The 19,847-nt window shown below is 66.0% G+C and carries 23 protein-coding genes; 16 read left to right on the forward strand and 7 right to left on the reverse strand.

The features are described from left to right. The first annotated feature begins 272 nt into the window (after positions 1-272). Both radC and ACTIF6_RS22190 read left to right on the forward strand, forming a co-directional pair. Positions 273-848, forward strand: a complete 576-nt coding sequence (gene radC, locus ACTIF6_RS22185) for a RadC family protein (RefSeq protein WP_439589973.1) — start codon at positions 273-275, stop codon at positions 846-848. A gap of 111 nt (positions 849-959) precedes the next feature. After that, positions 960-1,268: a hypothetical protein gene (locus ACTIF6_RS22190; protein ID WP_439589974.1), complete on the forward strand. Its 309-nt coding sequence runs from the start codon at positions 960-962 to the stop codon at positions 1,266-1,268. Positions 1,269-1,290: 22 nt separating this feature from the next. Here ACTIF6_RS22190 and ACTIF6_RS22195 read toward each other — a convergent pair whose 3' ends face one another. From ACTIF6_RS22195 to ACTIF6_RS22205, 3 genes are all read right to left on the reverse strand, one after another. Then, positions 1,291-2,535, reverse strand: coding sequence for a DUF1173 domain-containing protein (locus ACTIF6_RS22195; protein ID WP_244387077.1), 1,245 nt, complete (start codon positions 2,533-2,535; stop codon positions 1,291-1,293). A gap of 5 nt (positions 2,536-2,540) precedes the next feature. After that, positions 2,541-3,494, reverse strand: a complete 954-nt coding sequence (locus ACTIF6_RS22200) for a site-specific integrase (RefSeq protein WP_244387079.1) — start codon at positions 3,492-3,494, stop codon at positions 2,541-2,543. 140 nt (positions 3,495-3,634) lie between these two features. Further along, a complete protein-coding gene (locus ACTIF6_RS22205; RefSeq protein WP_439589975.1) occupies positions 3,635-3,871 on the reverse strand; it encodes a hypothetical protein in 237 nt (78 codons plus the stop codon). A 215-nt stretch (positions 3,872-4,086) separates the two neighbouring features. Here ACTIF6_RS22205 and ACTIF6_RS22210 point away from each other — a divergent pair, with 215 nt between their 5' ends. Continuing rightward, positions 4,087-4,344, forward strand: a complete 258-nt coding sequence (locus ACTIF6_RS22210) for a DUF2789 domain-containing protein (RefSeq protein WP_439589976.1) — start codon at positions 4,087-4,089, stop codon at positions 4,342-4,344. A gap of 50 nt (positions 4,345-4,394) precedes the next feature. On the opposite strand, the gene ACTIF6_RS22215 is transcribed toward ACTIF6_RS22210, so the two are convergent. After that, positions 4,395-4,658 (reverse strand): helix-turn-helix transcriptional regulator, encoded by a 264-nt coding sequence (locus ACTIF6_RS22215; protein ID WP_439589977.1) that lies wholly within the window; start codon positions 4,656-4,658, stop codon positions 4,395-4,397. 453 nt (positions 4,659-5,111) lie between these two features. Then, entirely contained in the window at positions 5,112-5,891 is a 780-nt protein-coding gene (locus ACTIF6_RS22220; protein WP_244387085.1) for a DUF1845 domain-containing protein, read from the reverse strand. Between the two features lie 487 nt (positions 5,892-6,378). On the opposite strand from ACTIF6_RS22220, the gene ACTIF6_RS22225 reads away from it, so the two are divergent. The 6 genes from ACTIF6_RS22225 (at position 6,379) to ACTIF6_RS22250 (ending at position 11,655) form a co-directional block, all read left to right on the forward strand. After that, on the forward strand, positions 6,379-6,981 hold the full coding sequence (locus ACTIF6_RS22225) for a hypothetical protein (RefSeq protein WP_244387087.1): 603 nt from the start codon (positions 6,379-6,381) through the stop codon (positions 6,979-6,981). Positions 6,982-7,052: 71 nt separating this feature from the next. Then, positions 7,053-7,301: a hypothetical protein gene (locus ACTIF6_RS22230; RefSeq protein WP_244387089.1), complete on the forward strand. Its 249-nt coding sequence runs from the start codon at positions 7,053-7,055 to the stop codon at positions 7,299-7,301. 11 nt (positions 7,302-7,312) lie between these two features. Continuing rightward, the gene (locus tag ACTIF6_RS22235) at positions 7,313-7,642 is read left to right on the forward strand and encodes a hypothetical protein (RefSeq protein ID WP_244387091.1); all 330 of its coding nucleotides are present in this window, start codon (positions 7,313-7,315) and stop codon (positions 7,640-7,642) included. A gap of 62 nt (positions 7,643-7,704) precedes the next feature. Next, complete coding sequence (locus ACTIF6_RS22240; protein ID WP_244387093.1) at positions 7,705-9,339, forward strand: ATP-binding protein; 1,635 nt, start codon at positions 7,705-7,707, stop codon at positions 9,337-9,339. Next, positions 9,326-10,330 carry a DUF7146 domain-containing protein gene (locus ACTIF6_RS22245; RefSeq protein ID WP_244387095.1) on the forward strand — a complete coding sequence of 335 codons (1,005 nt, stop codon included), beginning with the start codon at positions 9,326-9,328 and terminating at the stop codon, positions 10,328-10,330. The genes ACTIF6_RS22240 and ACTIF6_RS22245 overlap by 14 nt, the downstream gene beginning before the upstream one ends. Positions 10,331-10,590: 260 nt before the next feature. Next, positions 10,591-11,655 (forward strand): DUF932 domain-containing protein, encoded by a 1,065-nt coding sequence (locus tag ACTIF6_RS22250; RefSeq protein ID WP_244387097.1) that lies wholly within the window; start codon positions 10,591-10,593, stop codon positions 11,653-11,655. Positions 11,656-11,743: 88 nt separating this feature from the next. On the opposite strand, the gene ACTIF6_RS22255 is transcribed toward ACTIF6_RS22250, so the two are convergent. Continuing rightward, positions 11,744-12,310, reverse strand: coding sequence for a S24 family peptidase (locus tag ACTIF6_RS22255; RefSeq protein WP_244387099.1), 567 nt, complete (start codon positions 12,308-12,310; stop codon positions 11,744-11,746). Between the two features lie 455 nt (positions 12,311-12,765). On the opposite strand from ACTIF6_RS22255, the gene ACTIF6_RS22260 reads away from it, so the two are divergent. From ACTIF6_RS22260 to ACTIF6_RS22280, 5 genes are all read left to right on the forward strand, one after another. Further along, positions 12,766-13,080, forward strand: a complete 315-nt coding sequence (locus ACTIF6_RS22260) for a hypothetical protein (protein WP_244387101.1) — start codon at positions 12,766-12,768, stop codon at positions 13,078-13,080. Then, positions 13,080-13,691, forward strand: a complete 612-nt coding sequence (locus ACTIF6_RS22265) for a FlhC family transcriptional regulator (RefSeq protein ID WP_439589978.1) — start codon at positions 13,080-13,082, stop codon at positions 13,689-13,691. The genes ACTIF6_RS22260 and ACTIF6_RS22265 overlap by 1 nt, the downstream gene beginning before the upstream one ends. A gap of 111 nt (positions 13,692-13,802) precedes the next feature. Then, positions 13,803-15,605, forward strand: coding sequence for a MobH family relaxase (mobH, locus tag ACTIF6_RS22270; protein ID WP_244387105.1), 1,803 nt, complete (start codon positions 13,803-13,805; stop codon positions 15,603-15,605). A 1-nt stretch (position 15,606) separates the two neighbouring features. Beyond that, complete coding sequence (gene traD, locus ACTIF6_RS22275; RefSeq protein WP_439589979.1) at positions 15,607-17,523, forward strand: conjugative transfer system coupling protein TraD; 1,917 nt, start codon at positions 15,607-15,609, stop codon at positions 17,521-17,523. Beyond that, positions 17,520-18,143, forward strand: a complete 624-nt coding sequence (locus ACTIF6_RS22280) for a DUF4400 domain-containing protein (protein WP_244387108.1) — start codon at positions 17,520-17,522, stop codon at positions 18,141-18,143. Before traD ends, ACTIF6_RS22280 begins: the two co-directional genes overlap by 4 nt. A 24-nt stretch (positions 18,144-18,167) precedes the next feature. Here the strand turns inward: ACTIF6_RS22280 and ACTIF6_RS22285 are convergent, their stop codons facing one another. After that, positions 18,168-18,413 (reverse strand): helix-turn-helix domain-containing protein, encoded by a 246-nt coding sequence (locus tag ACTIF6_RS22285; RefSeq protein WP_244387110.1) that lies wholly within the window; start codon positions 18,411-18,413, stop codon positions 18,168-18,170. A gap of 126 nt (positions 18,414-18,539) precedes the next feature. Here ACTIF6_RS22285 and ACTIF6_RS22290 point away from each other — a divergent pair, with 126 nt between their 5' ends. Continuing rightward, positions 18,540-18,836 (forward strand): hypothetical protein, encoded by a 297-nt coding sequence (locus ACTIF6_RS22290; RefSeq protein WP_244387111.1) that lies wholly within the window; start codon positions 18,540-18,542, stop codon positions 18,834-18,836. A gap of 342 nt (positions 18,837-19,178) precedes the next feature. Next, positions 19,179-19,718, forward strand: a complete 540-nt coding sequence (locus ACTIF6_RS22295; RefSeq protein ID WP_244387113.1) for a hypothetical protein — start codon at positions 19,179-19,181, stop codon at positions 19,716-19,718. The last annotated feature ends 129 nt before the right edge of the window (positions 19,719-19,847 follow it).

A 19,847-nucleotide genomic window follows, 5' to 3' on the forward strand; every position in this document is an offset into this window, starting at 1 on the left:
GCGCAGACGCCGAGCAATTGCCACTGCAAAACGACCGTCCTGACGCGCGCTTTCGGGTTGCTGACGGCCATGCGCTTGATGCGACGGCCTTCGTGGATCACACTGCTGCAAGTGTTGCCTTTCTATGTAAAGGCTCTCCCGGCACTTGCCGGCGTCGCAGACGTTACCTGCCTTCAATACCGTGCCGACTTTCGTTGTGCACCCATTTCCCACCGGGGACGCCGTCCCCGTGGGAATAGGCGTCTCCACCATTTTTCAGCATGGAGATCGCCATGAATCTATCCGCTTTGAGCCGCGAGGCTCTGGTCGACCAATTCTTCTGTACCGCGGCTTGCCCACTGCCAGACACATACCCGCTGGCGCGCGATGGCACGCCCGAGAGCCTGCAGCCGCGCGAGGGCCAGTTGCACCAGCTGCTGGGCCTTGCAAAGGAGCTGCTGCTGCGCGACCTGCAGCGAGACCTCAGCGAAGCACCCATGATGGATCGGCCGCAGAGCCTGCGCGACTGGCTCAAGCTGCGCTTCTCGGGGCTCGACCACGAGGTCTTCCTCGTGGTCTTCCTCGACACGCAGCACCGGCTGCTGGATGCCGAAGTGATGTTCCGGGGAACCCTCGCGCAGACGACGGTCTATCCTCGAGAGGTCGTGAAGGCTGCGCTCGCGCGCAACGCGGCCGCGGTGGCATTCGCGCACAACCACCCCAGTGGCGAGCCGGAGCCGAGTCGCTCGGACGAAGCCCTCACCGCCACGCTCAAGTCCGCCTTGATGCTCGTGGATGTCCGTGTCATCGACCACTTCGTGGTCGCCGGCAACCAGTTCCTGTCGATGGCCGAGCGCGGTCTGATCTGACGATCAGGCACAGCTCGACCGTTCGACGCCGAATCGAAGGGAGAAATCCTGAAGGCCGGCGCGCCGCATTGCCCAGCGACGCGGCCAGAGCCTTCGGACAAGGAGTACCGCATGGAAACTGACTGTATCGAGGGCCTGCGAGAGCAGGCCGAATCTCTCGTCGCCCTATCCCTGTCGCACCTGACGCCGGCCACGCAGGAGCGGCTTCAGGCGGACGATCTGTCCGTCAATGCCTATCCGACGGACTTCGGCGGCTTTGTATACGTCGGGGCACCGCGCCACCGGCATCCCGCAGAGGCCGACCTGGCATCCATCTTCGAGGCAGCCGAGCAAGCCGGGATCATCTGGCTGAAGTTCGACTGCGAAGCGCCCGTCATCCGGGGCTTGCCGGTGTTCCGACACCGAGGATCCGCCACCTGAGCGGCCTCGCCTCCAAGCGATCCTACGGGCGTGAAGCGCCGTGGGTGCTTGGGGGCAGCTCGGGCATGGGATCGCCGGCATGCCAGAGCCATGTCCCCGTGCCGGCGGCGTGCACCGCCTTCTCCTTGAGCACGCGGTCCTTGGGCTGAAGGAAATCGCTGCTCATGTGCAGGGCGACGGGCGCGGCACCACAGTCGAGCAGCAACGCATTCGGGAAAGGAGCGGCGCTGCGGGCGTCGTAGCGCAGCGGCTTGGCGAAGCGCCGCTGCTGCGCCACCAGCGCGCCGATGAGTGGGATCTCGTGCACACCTTCCACGGGGATCCACTGCTCGTTCACCAGCATCACCGTGGCTGCGTCGATCTCATAGGTGAACTCGCGGCGCGCGTGGATCAGCGCGCCCAGCACCAGCCGCACCCGGTGCCCGGAATCGGCATCGCGGGCCTCGAACAGCGCCGTCTGGGTGCGCACGAGCCGGTCCCAGCTCCTCGTCTCCATCAGCAAGGGCGCATCGGGCATGTGGCGCACCCAGATCCGGCAGCCGTGGTCCCCACGCTCGGCCACCTTCAACTCGCCGATCACCAGCGCCATCGGCGCGCTCCCATCACGGGGCTGGAGGATCGCCAGCTTGTCACGGCGGCGGCGGGCGATGTCGGCCTTCGCGGCTTCGCTGAAGGGCTCCGGCACGTAGAGGCGCTCAGCCAGCGACGCGCCCTTGACCTCGATCTCCTGTGCGGCTTCGAGCAGGTACTTGTGCAGGACGCCCTGGTTGCGGCGCCCTGCCATCGCGGGCGTCCAGCGGTTGAACCCGGCGCGCTCGAACAGGAAGTGCAGCACCGCCCGCAACGACATGCGCCGCCGTGGGACCTCGATCTCGCCAGGATCGCGGGCTTCGCCGCGCGCGATCGCCCGGCCGTTGACGCGCGCCCACGGGAAGTCGACCCGAAGCTCGACACGGCCGGGCTGTGTCTCCAGCACCGCCTCACCCACCAGGTCGCCCAGTCCTGACAGGCCCCCCTCCGGTTCAAAGGACGGGCAGGACGGATGGTGGTCCCGGCCGGTCTCAGGCATGCGCTTGACCAGGTAGCGCTGGTGGCGGGCCACGTACATCTCCACCCCACGCGCCACGCACAGGCACCGGGGTCGCTCGGCCGTCTCGTGGATCTGGGCCAGCACCTCCTGCAGCCCGGGATCGGATGCCTCCCAGACCTTGCCGCGGATCGCGAAGCGCTGCGCATCCGGCCCTGGATCCAGGTTGGCGTCGGACATCATCGCTACACCAGGTCGTCCGTCAGGGCATCCAGGCTCGGCAATCGCCGAGGGAACTGCGTGCGCACCGAACTCCTTTCCGCGATGCCCAGCAACAGGCCGACCTGCAGTTCATCCGCGCCGCGTGAGTAGAGACGATCGGCCACAGTGTGGCGCACGGTGAGCGCGGTGACCTGCTTGAGCTCCGCGTAGCGGAAAAGCTTGCGGTAGGTTTCCTGGATCGCCCGGCACCGGAACCGGTGCTGCCCCTCTTCCCCATAGGGACGGATGTCGAAGCCGTCCCCGCTCTGGGACAGGAACAGCCGGCTGTTGGGATCGAGACCGCGATAGCGATCCCGATCGGCGTCAGCACCGGCGGACGCCGCGCGCTCGGCGAGGTAGGCGTCCAGCGCCAGGATCAGTTGCTTGCTGCGGAAGAAAAGCGGGCGAGACCGTCCCGTGATGGTGGACTCGGCCCGGAACTCGGAGTTGTGGCGCACCCCGCCGTCGGCCTGCAGGTAGTCGCGCACCTCCAGGCGAGCGATCTCCAGCGGACGTGCGGCCGTGGCCAGCAGCACCAGGTACAGCGCCAGGTCCTCCAGCGGCTGCTGGCTCCGCCCGCGAATGCGCAGCGCGCCAGCGGCGATTTCCTCGTCGGACAGGATGCGCACCGAGCGCTGCGGTGCGGGATGGATCTCGCTGAGCCAGTCGATGGCACCCAGGATCGCGTCCCGGTACAGACGCAAGCGTCTCACGAAGGTCGCGCCATCGGCGTTCAGGCCTTCGATCCCGGCCGTCGCGGCCACCTGCACCGCAAGCTGCTTGATCCTGCGCTCCACGGCCGTGCGGCTCACCCCGTGGTCCAGCGCCACCGCCTCGTAGGTCTCCCCGTCGAGCACGGCGCGCAGCATCGCGATCGACAGCGCAGACGTGCGCGGTCGGCCGTCTTCGTTGTCGTCGGGTGAATCCAGCTGAGCCACGCCAACAGCTCCTTGTCAGGTCAATGAGGCCATGACCACATGCTGGACGGCGCCACTGCAGCGCGCCAGCCGAAATCGGGGCTGAATGCGGGGGATTTCGGCATCGGGCCGGGCATGCCTGAGTTCCCCGGCCGATGCGCTCAGGGCGCAGGCGTCAGCCACTGCCCCATGAGATGACTCGCGCGCGCAGCCCGAGGCGGCTTGCGCGCCGCTTCACGCTGCAAGGCCACTGGTGACCGCCCGCCACCGTGCGACTCTCCCGCACCCGCGTTCTTCAGGCTCAGACCAAGCGAGAGCCGTTGCGATGGGCGCCAGACCGCCTGAACGTCCACTACGCAGAACCCGTTGCGGGCGCCAGCGCGGTTTTCTGCATCCATCGCAAGCATTCTCCGGCATCGCCGGATAATGCCTTCCAGGCCGCACGATACGCGTGACCCGAGTCCCGTCCCTTCCCGCTGTGCGCATCCCTGCTCCTTCATCCTGGAGCGGTACAGCCGGCCAGGCGGAAATCCGCGAATGCAGCGCAATCCCTTGGCATCGGGTCACGCCCCGGGCCTTGACCCACATTTGCCTCAGTTTCCCGGAGCGATCAATGAACAACGCCGTCGTCAGAATGACCAATCTGTTTCTTCAGTTGGGCCTTGAATCTGGCGACGCTGCCATTGCCGAGTTCATCAGTTCACACCAGTTGCCTGCTGACGTGAGCCTTGTGGACGCCCCATACTGGAATGAGAGCCAGCGCCAGTTTCTCTCGGACCAGATCAAGGCCGATGCACCCTGGTCCATTGTTGTGGACCAGCTGAACGAGTCGCTGCACGAGGATGCCGTCAAGCGCCAGTCCGGTCTTTGACGCGCTGGCGCACAGCGCCACGCGCCGGTGCTGAGGAAAGCCCGCTGCGATCATGACGCAGGGGCTTCTGCGCCCCCTTCCCGCTCAGCGATCCAGCGCTGCACGTCTTCGGCGCGCCAGGCGGTGATGCCGACCGAGAGACGGACCGGCGCCGGGAACAGGCCGGCCTTGACCCAGCGCCAGAGCGTGGACTTCGAGAAAGGCAGGCACTTCAACAACAGGCTCTGTCGGATGAAGCCGGTGCGAGGCAAGGTCGGCGCGGCGATGCCGCTGTCGTGGTGCACCGGGGCCTGGGGGATGGAAACAACTTGCATGATCAGTCCTTTCGACGGCCAGTGGCCGACGCGAATGAGGGAATGACCTGCTATGTCGCAGCGGGGGATGGTCTGGATGAAGCCGCTGCCGAAGGAACGCATGCACCTCTTCCCCGCAGGCGTTCCGGACACGCGGGGTGGATTGGGGTCTCAGATCGCGCAAAGGTGCGCGGGCGCTTGATGACGTCGACGGGTCGCCCTGGACCCGAAGGCCTTGCTCAAGGGGCGAACGACGCGACCGATGACGGCGGTGCCGTTGATATGGGGCAGGTGACGACTGCGACGGAACCCGACGCTGTGGAAGGGATCGCGGGGAGGATGCACCAACGCACGCCCGCTTAGGGCACTGTACTGTCTTCGGACAGCGACGGGACGTGCTGACACCCCTTGATGGCCATTCGCACGGTGAATCGGCCGCATAGGCGGGCGATTGCCGGTGGCGACTTGATCCGGCTACGCCGTCGCGTCCTCGTCCTTGCCCGCTGCGGCAACCTCGGCCGCAAGCACTGCGGCCGCGGCCACCACGTTGGGCTTAGCCTCCGGGGCTGCATCCGTGGCGTCTCCGTCGGACACATCCGCCTCCGACCCCGGCGCCGATTGAGAGCCCGCGGTTGCGTCCGACTCGCCCGCGGCGCGGCGAGCGTCCATGGCATTCATCTCCCGGCGCAGCCGTGCGGCCAGGTTCCGGGTACCGTTGGCGACGTCGCGCACCTTGCGCTTGAGCGCCGCACGCTCGATGTCGACCGCCTGCGTGGTGATCACCTCGTGAATCTCCAGGGTCTGCAGCAATGGCATCAGTTGGTCGAGCTTTCCCAGGATCTCCAGATAGCGGCGACTGCTGGACGAGAGAACGCCAACATCGAGCTCCATGGGGACGGTGTCATAGGTGGCGGTGCTCGTGATGCCGTTGGCCTGGTACAGGGCCTCCGCGCCGTCGATGGCTTGATTGAGCTCTTCGCCGACCTTGTCCATGTGCGCGCGCACCAGGGCCTCGACCTTCGTCACGTCGTCGTGGTTGAGCCTGGTTCTCGAGATCACCGAGATGAAGTGGATCGCCAGCTGAAAGGTATTGAAGTAGCGGATGAACAGGCGCTTGCCTTCGGCGCTGGCAAAGCTCGCCTTGATCTTCAGGCTCGCGGCCTCGACCCGCCGAAAGTCGGCCTTGGTCTCCTTGGCGAGGATGCGGGCGTTGACACCGCCCTGGTCGTGCTTCACAAAATCGAGTTCGGCCATGGTCGTTAGCTCCTGTGACATCGCATTCCATCGGAATGATCCAGAGCACGGATCGCATTCGCCACGCGAAACGGGCCCGAAGTTGGGCTGATTTCGGCATCGGCGTTGGATTTGGCGGCCCCGGCGATTGACGCTCGCCATGGCTGGCACTACTGTATGGACCAAGCAGTAGCTGGCCCTGCTCCCCCTGGCAAGCCCTGGAGTTTCCATCGACGCCGACCCGCGCACGACGTGCGCGCACAGGCGTCTTGACACCGTCCCACCCACCGGCGGCTTTCGAAGCCGGGCCGGGCATCCCCTGCCCGACGCCGAAAGCTTTTCCCCTGCCGGTCGCTGGCACACCGGCCCCACGTCGCTCCGCAACGTGACCCAGCCAGCCCTGGAATCCCCGATCCGCGACGCGGATCCGTCCACTCGTCCACCCCCTGGGGGCTAACTGCCCCCAGACCGGTGCGTTGGCTCCTGCCTATTTCCCAAGGAGCCAACCATGCTGGACCACAGCATCTCTCCCGAGATCCGTCCCTATCCGCCGGCCGGCATCGCCGACGACGGCGGTCGCTTCGAGCGCACGGTCTTCCAGACCCTGCTCGAACGTCTGCAGGCCGGCGACGCACGCATCGTCCCTGTCGCCACCGCGGCGGCCATGCTCGATGCAGCCGACGACGAATCGCCCATCGAATGGAGCGAGGAAGACGTCGTGCAGCTCCACTGGCGTTTGCTCAAGGAGATCGGCCGGCTGGCCGATCCCGACACGCCGCTGGAGGAGAAGTTCGACACCCTGCGCTGGGTCTTCACCGAGCGCGAGAAGGACCACAAGCCGTTCAGCTTCGTGTCCTGCTTGCGCGTGGTGGGCTGCAGCCCGCTGTCGCCCCTGCCGTACTGCGGCCTGGTCGACGCCGAGGAGGTGCGTGACTTCATCCGCTGCGCTGTGCGCCGGTGGCTGCTGCAGACGCTGACCCGCTATCCCTCGTGGGTGCGCGAGGCCATCGTGGAACACCCGGACTGGGTGGAGACCCGGCTGGCCCGCAACCCGCAGTGGATCAACGAAGAGGTCAGGCGCGTCGCCCTCGAAGGCGACCTGTTCGCCTGATCCACCCGCATGACACCCCCGAAGTGGGAGCGCGCCCCGCTCTCACCCCACAACTGTGAAAGGAGTCCTCCATGACCGATTGGAAGGATGTTCTCTGCCTTGTCGCGATCTTCCTGGCCTACGGCCTCGTCGGCCACCTGGACTACCAGGATGCGGTCGCGATGGAGCAGGCCATGTGCGAGGACGCGCCACAGCCCTGCTACGCGCTCCCCCGCGAAACGGAGGAGCGTCCGCATGCGCTCACCGCCGATGCGATGCCGCCTTGCGACGAAGCATCAGTAGCCATTTCCCATCCGGCCTGCGGGTCGGACAACGATTGAGGAGTCGAGCCATGCGTCAAACCGCACTTCAACCCAAGCGATCGGAAGCACTGCTTCCGGTCCGCACCCTGGGCGACATCGAGTACTTCGTGAAGGAAAGCGAAGTCCTGACCGGCCAAGCCGGCCGCGGCTTTGTCATCGCAGGCGCCGACCGCCTGATCTACCGGGTGCACTGGCACCCGATCGGCCTCACGGTCGAGCGCCTGGACGTGCGCGGCGAAGTCCTGGACAGCCGGCATCTGCTGCCCTGGGAGTTCGAGGACCACGGGCTGGCCCAGGCCCTGGCCTGCGGTCAGTTGTTCACGGCATCGGTGCCGAGCGACACCGGCGCCCGCGCCTGACCCCCACCACCCCGCGCGGGCCATCCCGTCGAGGGTGGCCCGCCATCTTTTAGGAGATCTCCATGAAGATCGAAGTACGCTTCAACGAAGAAGGCGCCCTGCGCAACCAGCGCTTCGCCTTCACCGACCGCTTCACGCTGGTCACCGAGCTTTTGCAGAACGCCCGGCGCGCGGGCGCGCAGCACATCATCGTCGACCACGACGCCGACAGCGGCGTTCTGCGCGTCGGCGACGATGGCCATGGCGTCGAGGACTTCCAGAAGCTCTTGAGCTTCCACGAGTCCGGCTGGGACGAAGGGACCGTGGTTCAGGAGCACCCCTTCGGCATCGGCTTCACCAAGTGCTTGTACGCGGCGACCCACATCGTGGTCTCCTCGGGCACGCGCCGCGTGGAGATCGACACCGCTGCCGCCTTGCAGCGTGAGGGATTCGAGGTCGAGACCGTTGCGCAGGCCATCGATGGCACACTCATCGAACTGCGCGGTGTGCAGATCGCGGATCTGCCGCAGCGCATGGAACTCCTCTGCGAGGGCTTCCCGGTCGATGTCGTCTTCAATGGGAAGCGGCTCGAGCGCCGGTTTGCCGAGGACCAACTGCCCTTCATGCCTTCGCCGATCGGTGCGGTGCATGTGGCGGGCAACCGCAGCGGCAAGGCCGCGCGGAACAACCTGGTGTTCCTGCAGGGATTCTGTGTGAAGCGGCCTCTGTACTACAGCGCCGGCGAGATCAACGTCGTCCACCTGGACCCGCGCCAGTTCATGGCGCGGTTGCCCGACCGGGACACGCTGATCGATGCGGACGAGCAGTTGCGGCGGGTCGAAGCCCAGGTCAAGCAGGCCTGGCGAACGGTGCTGGAAGTCGCGCGGACGCAGTTGGGCGCGGCGGCTTTCGTCGACACCTATTTCGATGCCATGAAGCAGTGGGGCCACCTGGACCTGCTCAACGACATGGACGTGTTGCCGGCCGCGCTGTTCGAGCGCATCGTCGGCTATCCGATCCAGGCAGCCTACGGGCAGCGGGACTATGTCGAGCCGCTGGAGGTTGCGCCGAGTCGCCAGGACATCGAGGAAGGCCGGGTGACCATCGTGTCGCTGGGCTGGCCCGGCGGCGACAACGTCGGCCATTGGATGCTCGCCAAGCACAAGCAGTGGCTGACGGCCGAAGCGCACATCCTCGATCCGGGCCACTGGCTACGCCCACATGTGCGCTACATCGAGGACCAAGACGCCCAGATTGAGGTGCAGTCGGAAACGGCACGTGCCACGTTGGAAGGCCGGTGGGTCTGGCCCCTGGTCATCGTCTGCCAGTCGGTGCGCATCCGTGTGGGCGATCACGCGGTGGTGATCGTGGATGAGGGCGTCTGCCATGACGGCGACATCCTCGTGCCAGCCGGCGAGACCACCGGTGAGCCGGTGCGCCAACTGTCCGACTTCGTCGACAGCAACGATCGGTTCCGCGACGACGAGATGGACGCGGACCGCGATGCGCTGGCCGATCTGATCAGGCGACTGCGGTCGATCGATCCGGTGGACACGCTGACCTCGCTGCTGGACGAGCTCCACCTCGGGAAGTACCCGCTTCTGCACGGCAAGCAGTTCGAGGTGACCGTCGGAATGGGTGGCCAGCCGGGCTGCTCGGTGGCCCTCGTCGCCTCCGCGGCGCAGGTGACCGCCGGAGGCAGCCATGCAGAACGCTGAGTACGCGGCACGGGTCGACGCGGCCAAGCAGCGCGCTCATGGCCGCTGGACCGAAATCCTCGGAGCCATGGGGCTGGAGGAACGGCTGCTGCGGCGCAAGCCGATGCCCTGCCCTGTCTGCAAAGACGGCGTGGACCGCTTCCAGTACACCGACAAGTTCGGCGAAGGCAACTACCACTGCCGCAAGTGCGGTCCAGGCGGCGGCTTCAAGCTGCTGCAGGCCTGCAAGGGCATGGACTTCCACGGCGCCCTCTGTGCCGTGGAGAAGGTGTTGGGCATGTTGCCACCGGCCCGGCCGTCCGAAGATGTCGCGCCAGAGCGCATGAAGAAGCTGGTGCAACGCATCTGGAGCGAGGCGCGAGCCGTCAGCCTTGGGGACGAGGTGGATCGCTACCTGCGGGGCCGTGGGCTTGCCTTGGACAGCTATCCCCCGTCCCTGCGCTTCCATCCCGCTCTGGGCTACTACCAGAAGGAAGGAGCGGCAAAGGCACGCAAGGTGGCCGAGTACCCCGCGATGCTGGCCAGTGTCGAGGACGCCCAAGGCGCCGTGACGCTGCACCGCACCTACCTGAAGGCAGGACGCAAGCTCGACGCCACCGATGCGAAGAAGGTGCTCAGCAGCGGCTTCACGGGCGCCGCGGTGCGGCTCGCAGAGGCGACCGAGGAGTTGGCCGTGTGCGAAGGCATCGAGACCGGCGTCGCCGTGTTCCTCGCGACCGGCAAGCCGGTGTGGTGCGCGCTGAGCGCGGGCAACCTGGAGAAGCTCTGGGTCCCTGACACGGTCCGCAGCGTGTGCGTCTATGGCGACAACGATGCGGACGGCGACTTCACGGGACAGGCCAGCGCATATGCGGTCGCTCGCCGGCTCAGGCGCGAAGAGGTCCAGGGTGGCCATCGCGCGATCCGGGTCTTCCTGCCGCGGCAGGCCGGCTCGGACTGGGCTGACGTCTGGCGACAGCGCCAGGAAGCGGTGCTGCTGCGTGCAGCTTGATGTTTGGCTGGGGGTGGGCATGGCGCCCTCCCCCGCCTTTTCAGCGCAGGTTCGATGGAACGAGCCTGCACTGCAAAGGTTTCTCCCCTGGTAGTTGCCAGACCAGGCCACTCACGTGGCGAAGGCAGCCCTGGAGCTTCACGCGCGACCCCGTCGCGCTTTCGTAGGCCGGTTCACGCCGGCCAACTTCAACCCTTGCGGGGACGCGCGCCCCGTTGGGGGAAGGCCGTCCCCGTTTATCGCAATCGAAGGAGATTGTCATGAGAAACGGACGTACCCTGGTGAGCCTGGCGCATGAACTGCAGCGTCAACTCGATACCAAGAAGGATCTGGTCGTGCCCTCGGGCCTGGTGCACTTCAGCGCCAGCGATGGTGGCGGCACGAACCTCGTGATCGAAGAAGCCGGTGGACCGGCCTCGTACGGCATCACGCCGCTCGCACGACGTCAGCTGGCCGAGAAGCTGGGCATTCCGTACGCGTACTTCGAGCGCATGCGCGAGAAGCAACCGGCACTGCTCGGCAACAACGTCAACACGTGGCTGCAGAGCGAGGCCGACCGGAGGCTGTTGCGCACGCTCGATGGCAATGTGCGCGCGGTGCTGTCCGACCGGTACCGCCGGCTGGACAACTACGACCTGGCCGAGCATGTCTTGCCGATTCTGCAGGGCCTGTCGGGTCTGACGTTCGAGTCGGTTGAGCTGACCGAGACGCGCATGTACCTCAAGTGCGTCACCTCGAAGCTGCAGTACGAGATGGCACCAGGTGACGTCGTTCAGGCCGGCATCGCGATCTCGAACTCCGAAGTCGGACAGGGGACGCTCTCGGTGCAGCCGCTGCTGTTCCGGCTGGTGTGCCGCAACGGACTGATCCTTCCGGACCGTGCCTTGCGCAAGACGCATGTGGGTCGCTCGATGTCCCAGGAGGACGACGGCGTGACGGTCTACCAGGACGACACCCTACAGGCCGACGACAAGGCCTTCTTCCTGAAGGTCCGCGATGTCGTGCAGGCAGCGGTCTCGGAGGTGACCTTCCGCCAGGCCGCGGCGAAGATGCAACGGACCATGGGCATCCAGATCACCGGCGATCCTGTGCAGAGCGTCGAGGTGCTGGCGCAGCGCTACACCCTCAACGACACCGAGCGTTCGGGTGTGCTGCGCCATCTGGTGGCGGGGGGCGATCTGTCGGGCTACGGCCTGGTCAACGCCGTCACCCACTACAGCCAGGAGGTCGAAGACTACGACCGGGCGACCGAGTTTGAGGTCCTGGGCGGCAAGCTGATCGACCTCAGCGCGGCCGAGTGGAAGCCGCTGGCTGAAGCGGCATGAGACCGCGGTAGGTGCAGGTGATGAGAGGGGCTTCGGCCCCTCTCACTTCTGCTTGCTGCATCCGCTCCTGGCAATGCGCCCGAAAGTCTCAGAAGAGCTGAGCGCTGATGGCCCCCTGGACCTTGCCCAGGACCTTGACGCCGCGGCGGCGCCCAGGTGTAGCGGGCGACCACTCGTCGTCCGCATAGGCCTTGTTGTCGCACTTCAGGATCGCACCTTTGCCCAGGCGCATCTCGACACGCCGGATGATGAGAGCGTCATTGCAGCTGAGCGCGTAGATCCCATTTCCCAAAAGCCGCGTGACCGTCGTGTCCACGAAGACCAGATCCCCGAATTTCAGGCGCGGTGCCATCTCGTCGCCCGGCACGCGCATCGGAACCCCGAGCGAGCCTCCACGCGTCAGCGCGTCGGTCATCGATTGCACCGATTCCGCCACCTGAATGAGCTGGGAACATCGACCCGGCTGATTCTCCCCATCGTGCTGCAGCCCAAGCATGCCATCGGCGCTACAGCCCAGGCCGACACAAAGCCGTGCGAACGACTCCAGGTCTGGAAGTCCAGGATCACTCGCATCGAACCATCTGCGCACGCTCTGCGGCGCACGCTGGGTCATGTCCGCCAGGAAGGAAACCGACTTGTCATGGGCGATGCCCATGGCGACGAGTCTCGCGTGCAGCCGATCTCGCACCGCGGGTACGAGCTGCAGTGACGCGACTGTGGGCTCACTTTCTCGAGGCGATGACGCAGACGCTGCACGGCCCCGGGGCCGTGAATCTCGGGGAGCCTTCTCGCGACGAATTGGGCCTCGCTGGGACGATCGGCTGGTCAGTGTCCTTGTGACGGGCATGGCTTTCTCCTCAACGACTGCGAGGCCGTGTTGTACCCCTCCGGCGCTGTTACAGGATGAGCAACTTTTGGAAAGCGCCCGCAATCTCCGGCCGTTTCGTGTGGCAAATTGATTCGCCCCCTCATGCACAGCCGTTTGTGTGACTTTGATCAAGTTGCACAGCATATGCTGTCTCTGACCTGCATTGCCCACTTTATTCGATTCGAGGACGTCGTGAACCATCGTTAAACAGCCTCCCCATCGGGAACACCAAGGAATCGACCATGTGCCACCTGCTTCTATCCGATGTGCAGTCCACCAACCTGCAATTGCTCCACGTGATCCTGATTGGGACGGAGCGAGACAAGGTAGGAACCTGCCGCAAGTTCAGCATGACCGCCGCCCAAGTCGAACAGCTGCGCGCGATGAACCCGGCTGACCTGTGTTCAATGGTCCGCGCGATCGGCGAGACCTCCTTGTTCGTGCCGCGCATCGACTTCGCCGCGCTGCTGAACACGCCACCTGCGCTGGCAGGAACGCTCGCGGCAGCGCACCCGCCCAGGCCCACGATCCCGATCTCGTTTCCGGCAGACCAGTGATGCCCGGAACACGAGTGAACCAGCGCGTGCGGGCGCTGGCGCTGGCGCGTGACTGCGCCTTGCTCGGCGCCCGCGTGCGGACCATCCACCACCTGACGGGTGTGCGGCCACAGGAGTTGATGCACCTCCTGTTCGTCGGCGGCGCCCAGCCGCCTCGGGGCCGGGCGCCAGATACGCGCGAGTGGTTCCACCATGCCAACTTGCTATACCGAACCGAGGCTTCCATCGTGGTCGCCAACTTCCAACGGCTGCACCACATGGGTTTCGGCGCAGTCGAAGCGCTCATCGCGGCATATCGGTACTACCAATCCGTCTATCGACCACCCAACCGGATCAGCTTCGACAGGGCATTCGACCTGGCCGCGCACACAGAGGGCTTGTGGATCGCCAAGACCCGGAGCTTTCGGATTGCGCTGTGCCCGCGATGCGGCAGCGAGTACCTCGATGCGGTTGGCGGTGAAGGCACCGCCGTGCGCGCGTGCCCCTTTTGCCAACTGCTCGAGAAGCACGGACGCGACCCGCGCCTGACCGCGTTTGTGGCCTCGATGCCAGGTCCGCTGGGGGACTCCCCGATGCGAGAGGCCGACGCCGACCCGACATCCGCAGGCTGATGTCGAAAGCCCGGCCACTTTGCCCCCATTTCGGCAAGCCAGAGAGGCCCTGGTTCCGAAGAATGGATCTTCCATGCGCCCACGTTCCCACAGGGCCGCGGAGATCCATCCATGGCAACGGCCGACCCGACCATCACACCAGCCCCAGGCGCATTCGCATCCTCGGACCCCGGGTTCGAAGCCATGTCGATCCAGGCCGTCCTCAGCGCCCATCAGGCGCTGCTCGGGCGGATCAAGCTGTGCTTCGGCGCCGACCGCGCCACCTTCGAGCGCGACCTCATGCCCCTGGTCCAGGGCTACGCGCGGTTCGTCCATCTGCTTCCCGCCACGGCGGACAACTACTTCCGTGCCCCCGGTGGCTTGCTGCAGCTCGGCCTGGAGACCGCCTTCTTCAGCTTGCAGGGCACGGACGCACACATCTTCTCGGGTCGCGCGACCATCTCCGAACGGCGCGAGCTCGAACCGCGCTGGCGCATCGCCACCTTCATCGGCGGCTTGTGCTGTGAGGTGCACCGCACGCTGAGCCACCTCATCGTGACGACGGCGGCGGGCGAGGAATGGCAACCCTTCCTGGGCGGCCTGGCACCCTGGCTCGAGCAACGGGCCAGCGTCCGCTACTTCGTGCGCTGGAGAAGCAACGCGCGCGAGTCCCGAGGGCTGGGCCTCTTCGCGCTGCCCCATGTCATCCCAAGGGAAGTGATGCAAATGCTGGGCGACGGCAACTCGATCGTGATTCCGCAGCTCATGGCCAGCATCGCGGGCGTACCGCAGTACCGGGAGCACAACGTGCTGGACGAACTGGTGCGACGCTCCATGGCGCTGGTCGTGGACCGCAATCTGCTCGCCAGCGCCGATCGCTACGGCAAGCCCCAGTACGGCTCCCACCTCGAGCGCTATCTGGTCGATGCCCTTCGCAGGCTCGCTGCAGGGCATTCCTCATGGACGCCCAACCGCGACAAGAGCCGAGTCTGGATTGGACCCGAAGGCCTCTTCCTGGTCTGGCCAGGCGCAGCCGAGGATGTTCTCGCACTGCTGGAGACCGACCAGTTGGCGGGTATTCCGAAATCACCCCACACCCTGCTGGACTTGCTGCTGGAGGCCGGTGTGTTCGAGGGGCCCGACGCCAGCAAGCAGACCTGGTCGATACAGCCGCCGGGGGCGAAGGCAACGATCGACGCGGTAAAGCTCGCGAGCGCGGCCATCCTTCTCACGGGGCTCGATCCCGCGCCAGCGCCATTGACGGCCAGCCTGTTGCCACCCAGTCCCTCCCGATCGGGTCCTCAGGCGGCGGCAACCACCCCGGAGGCGCCGGCGCAGGCCGAAGGCCCACAGGAAGCCGCGCCCCGCTCCACCGCCAAGGCACCCCGCGAGCCAGTGTCACCCGTGCCGGCCGAGCAATTGTCCCTGCTGGAGACCGAGACGGACGCGGCCACCGAAGGCCTTGAAGGCGACCGTGCCGCGGCAGGTGCGCCATCGTCGTCGCCACCGGCGGACCCGCTACCTCCTGCCATCGCCGCCAAAGCGGCCCCAATCGCCATCGCGCTGAAAGCCCCGATGCGGCTGAACCCCGCCGTGCGGCAAGCGCTCGCAGACATCGTGGCGACGCTGAACGATAGCGCCCGGGCGTCCGATGTCTGTACCGTGGCCGAGGGGGTCTTCATTCCGCTGAACGAGTTCGAGCGACGCGGGGTTCAGCCCGGCATCGCCATCCGCGCCTTGAACGACACGCGCATGATCTGGCGGGCGCACTCCAGCGGGCCACCGACCGTCTCTCGCGACGTTCGCGATGCCCCGGTTCTCGGCGTGGTCCTGATACCCGCGCACGTGGACGGCATCGATCCACGTGCGTTCGCAACGGTCGCCGAAGAGCTGGCCGCTACGCCCCCCCAAGACACGCCACCCGGGAGACCCTGAGATGCTGGTGCGACGCTATGAGATGCCCTGGCGGCGCGCGTTCGAAGCCCACGCCGGGATCATCTGGTTGGCGTCCATGCTGTACTTCGCGGTCGTCGGGGCCACTGGCCGCCTGCCCGCCATGCCGGCCTTGTTGCTGGCGGCAGCCTGCCTGCTGATGGCGGTGCGCAGGCTCTGGCAAGCCGTGCGCATTCTGCGCCTGCGCGGATCTCTGGGCGGGCGGCGCATCCAGGTCCTGACCACGGACGAACTGGCCCGCCTGTGCACGGATCCCGCCCACGTCTTCCTCGGATTCGGTTTCGAGTGGCGACCCGTGCATGCGCAGCGCCTCTACGAGTTGTCCAAGGTGGACTACCGCGAGTTCGCCGTTCCCCGATGGCTCCAGAAGGCGCTCGGCCAGGGCGATGCTGCTCAGCCCGACGCCGAGATTGGCCTGCCCTACATCCACGGGGTCGAACCGCGCGAGCACCCTCTGCACCGGCCGCTGCAGAACTTCGAAGGTGGGACGCTGCTCGTGGGCACCACGCAGTCCGGCAAAGGTGTCGCCTTGGCCAACCTGATCACCCAGGCCGTGCGCCGGGGCGATGTGGTCATCGTGGTTGACCCGAAAAATAGCCGGCGGCTCAAGCGCATCGTCGAACGCGCCTGCGAGGACTACCGGGAAGCGGATACCTTCATGGAGTTCCACCCTGCCTTCCCGGATCGGGGCGTGAGGCTGGACTTCACCTTCAACTGGCAGAAGCCGACCGAAATCGCTTCACGCATCCAGTCCATCATGCCGCCCGACACGGCCGGCGCTTTTTCCGCTTTCGGCTGGGACGCCGTCAACGTGGTGGTGCAAGGGCTGGTCGAACTGGAAGAGCGGCCCAACCTCATCAAACTGACCAAGTACATCGAGGGTGGGATCGAGCCTGTGCTGGAGGCGTCGCTGCGGCGCTTCTACGAGCAGTTGCTGGGCAGCGCCTGGCGCGAGCAACCCGAGATGCGCAAGCTCCTGCACGAGGCCCACCGCGGAAACATGCGCCGCCCTTCCGAGGCGGCCAGTGCCGACCTGATGGCCTTTGTCGCCTACTACGAGCACCAGGTGGCGCAGAACCAGCGCGACAAAGTGCTGGATGCCCAGGTCCGGACGTTCAGGCACAACAGGGAGCACTACCAGAAGATCACCGCCAACCTGCTGCCCATCCTGTCAATGCTGACCTCCGGCGATCTCGGGCGCAGCCTCTCCCCGGATCCCTTCGACGCGGACGATCTGCGCCCGATCATGAACTTCGAGAAGATCGAGCGCGGTGGCCATGTGCTCTACATGTGCCTGGACTCGCTGCCCGACCCCTCTGTTGCATCGGCCATAGGCGCCTTGGCGCTGGCCGACCAGGCCGCACGCGCCGGCATGCGCTACAACCTGGGAACCTACCGACGCATCGCCCTCTTCGTCGATGAAGTCAGCAACGTCATCAACCAGCCGCTGATCGAGATTCTGAACAAGGGCGCCGAAGGCGGGATCTTCGCGACCTGCGCCATGCAGACGCTGGCCGACCTGGCGCGACGACTGGGCAGCGAGGACGCGGCCCGGATGGCGCTCGGTAACCTCAACAACCTCATCGCACTGCGCACCAAGGATCGGCCCACGCAAGACTTCGTGGTGGAGACCTTCGGGAAGACCGCGATCCACACCATGCGTGTCGGCCTGAGCCACGGTGCCGATGCGCACCTGGGCGACTTCTCTTCAAGCTATTCGACCCAGCTCACCGAGAGCTTCGAGGAGGTTGTGCCAGCCGACATCCTGGGCAAGCTGCCGAACCTCCAGTACTTCGCCTCGGTGTCCGGGGGGCGCATCATCAAGGGCCGCTTTCCCATCCTGGATCCGGATGCAGGCGCTGTCGCCGCATCGAACGCGCCTGAAGCGAGGCCAGCATGATCCGCGCTGTGGCCGTGCTTTCGCTGGTGGCGCTCCTTGTGTTGGTGCTCTATGTCCCTTCGGCACATCCCCCTGAGCGGTTTCTTGACCAACTGCGCAGCGAGCACGAAGCGGCCATGGGCTTCTGGGGCACGGAGCCGGCATTCGCCATGTTGGACCGCGCCATGCGGATGCAATCCGGTGCAGCCGAGGCAAGTCCGATTCCCGCGCTGCGGGACATGCCCCGAACGCCGGGTGTCAATGGCGCCGTCGCCTCCGAGATGGCCTCGGTCAACCAGCGGCTCTTCAACAACGCCTACTTCCGCTCGGTCGATGCGCTGCTGATGCTGGCGAGCTACCGGCTGTCCGTGCTGCTTCAGTGGCTGCCGTGGCTGCTGCCACTCGTGCTGGTGGCCGGGACCGACGGCGCGCTCGTACGCGTCATTCGCTCGAAGGAGTTCCTGCAGCACGATCCCGAGCTGTTTGCCGTGTGGTGTTCGTTGCTCATCATCACGCTGTGTGCCATGGTGATCGCGTTCGTGCTGCCGGTGTCCATGCATCCGATGGCACTCGCCGGCTTTCCGGTCGCGGTGGCCGTGCTGCTCGGGCTGGCCATCGCCCATTTCCATCGCCGGGCGTGACGACGCCACCACAAAGCAAGTTCGCTACAACTCGGCCTCTGCCATCAGTTCGGTCATGGTCATGTCCATCGCGCCAGCAATGCGCGCGATGGAGATGACCCCGGGATTCTGGCCGCCGCGTTCGATGCTGCTCATATAGGACCTGTCGATCGCACTGCGGTGCGCAAGCTCCTCCTGAGAGATTCCTCGCGCGCGCCGGCTGCGGCGAATGGCACTGCCCAGTGCGGTGAGCACCGGGTCGTTGGCGTGCCGAGGCGAGGTAATAGGCATACCCGCATGGTGGGTATATGATGCCAATCACACCACGGACGATCTTCCACATTTCCACCCGACATTCAGCAGTGGGCCTGTGAGAAAGACACCCCGCACCAGACCGGCTTCTTCATGAGCATTGACATGAGCACACGCCTGCGCGAACTGGCCGAGCCACTGGTCTCGCTCTCGCTGTGGCACCTGCATCCCACCACGCGCGACCTGCTGCGACGCAACGCCCTGTCCGTCAACGCCTATCCCACGGAAGTGGGAGGGCTGGTGTTTGTCGGATCGCCGCGGCAGCGCATCCCCGTGGAGGGCGACCTTGATTTGCTCACGCAGTTGGCTGAGCAGTCCGGCATTGCCTGGCTCCTATTCGATGTCGAGGGCCCAGCCGTGGACGGTCTCCCGGTCTTCCTGCCCAGTGAGGCCGATTCCTGACCCACAGCCGGCATAGCGAGTGAAAGAGATCGCAAGTGAAGCGGCAGATCCCGCCTTCAGCCGGTGCGGCCATCGCGAACGCGGTACACCACGCAAATGGGTCCCGCCACCGGACCTTACCGCTGAACGACTCGTAGACGGTTCAGCGGACATGAGCGGTGCTGCGCAGCTCAGACCACCTCCGCATTCACCTCCATCGATCTCCTTCAGGTAGGACGCTGTGGGACTGCATAGGACGCGTCGACGGTTCCGATTTCGGGCTGATGGCGAAATCCCCCCCAAAAAGGCCTCATTGCGTCGGGACTCGTGGGACGTGCATCTCTAACCTTCGTGCATGCGCTCATGAGCGTGTTCATTGCATCCCAGGACACGAGGACCGACTTCATGCTGACTGCCATGCCGAACACCCATTTTCCAGGCCACTCGCATGCGGGTGGCCCCGACACCAGCGACGTGGTCGAGACCCGGCTCTGGATGGAGGAGCACAACTGGCTGTACGGGCTGCTACGCAGCAGCGACAACGTGGCGCCGACCTTCCGCATCCCCGACCTGCTCAGCGCCTGCGTGGCGATCATCTTCAGCCGTGACGATGCGGCAGAGCGCATCTTCGGCTTCCTGGGTACGGCGCTGGTCATGCGATCGCCGACGACGCCGCGCCGACGGGAGTCTCTGTGGCGGCCGCAGTACGAGCTGCTGCATGACCTTCAGTGTTCGCCGGCGAACCGGCACCCGAACCCCAAGTTCCAGCTCGATCAGTTGACCACCTCCTGTGTCGCACTGTGTCAGCAGGAGGACGAGTCGGGCGCAGCCGTGCTACGCCAGGCCCGCCACAACATGGTGGAGCGCCACTCGGCCGCACAAGGCCATCGGCAGCGGCGATAGCGCTCCTATAGACCCGCGGCGCGCAGCCGCGCACCCGCACCGACCTCGTCGGGCCCGCGCCCGACCCACCCGCATCACCCGCTCTAGACCCTGACCGGCTCGCCGGTCCCTACCCCGTCGCCGCCTAGC

The organism is Hydrogenophaga sp. (assembly GCF_051860785.1).
Taxonomy (GTDB): domain Bacteria; phylum Pseudomonadota; class Gammaproteobacteria; order Burkholderiales; family Burkholderiaceae_C; genus Hydrogenophaga.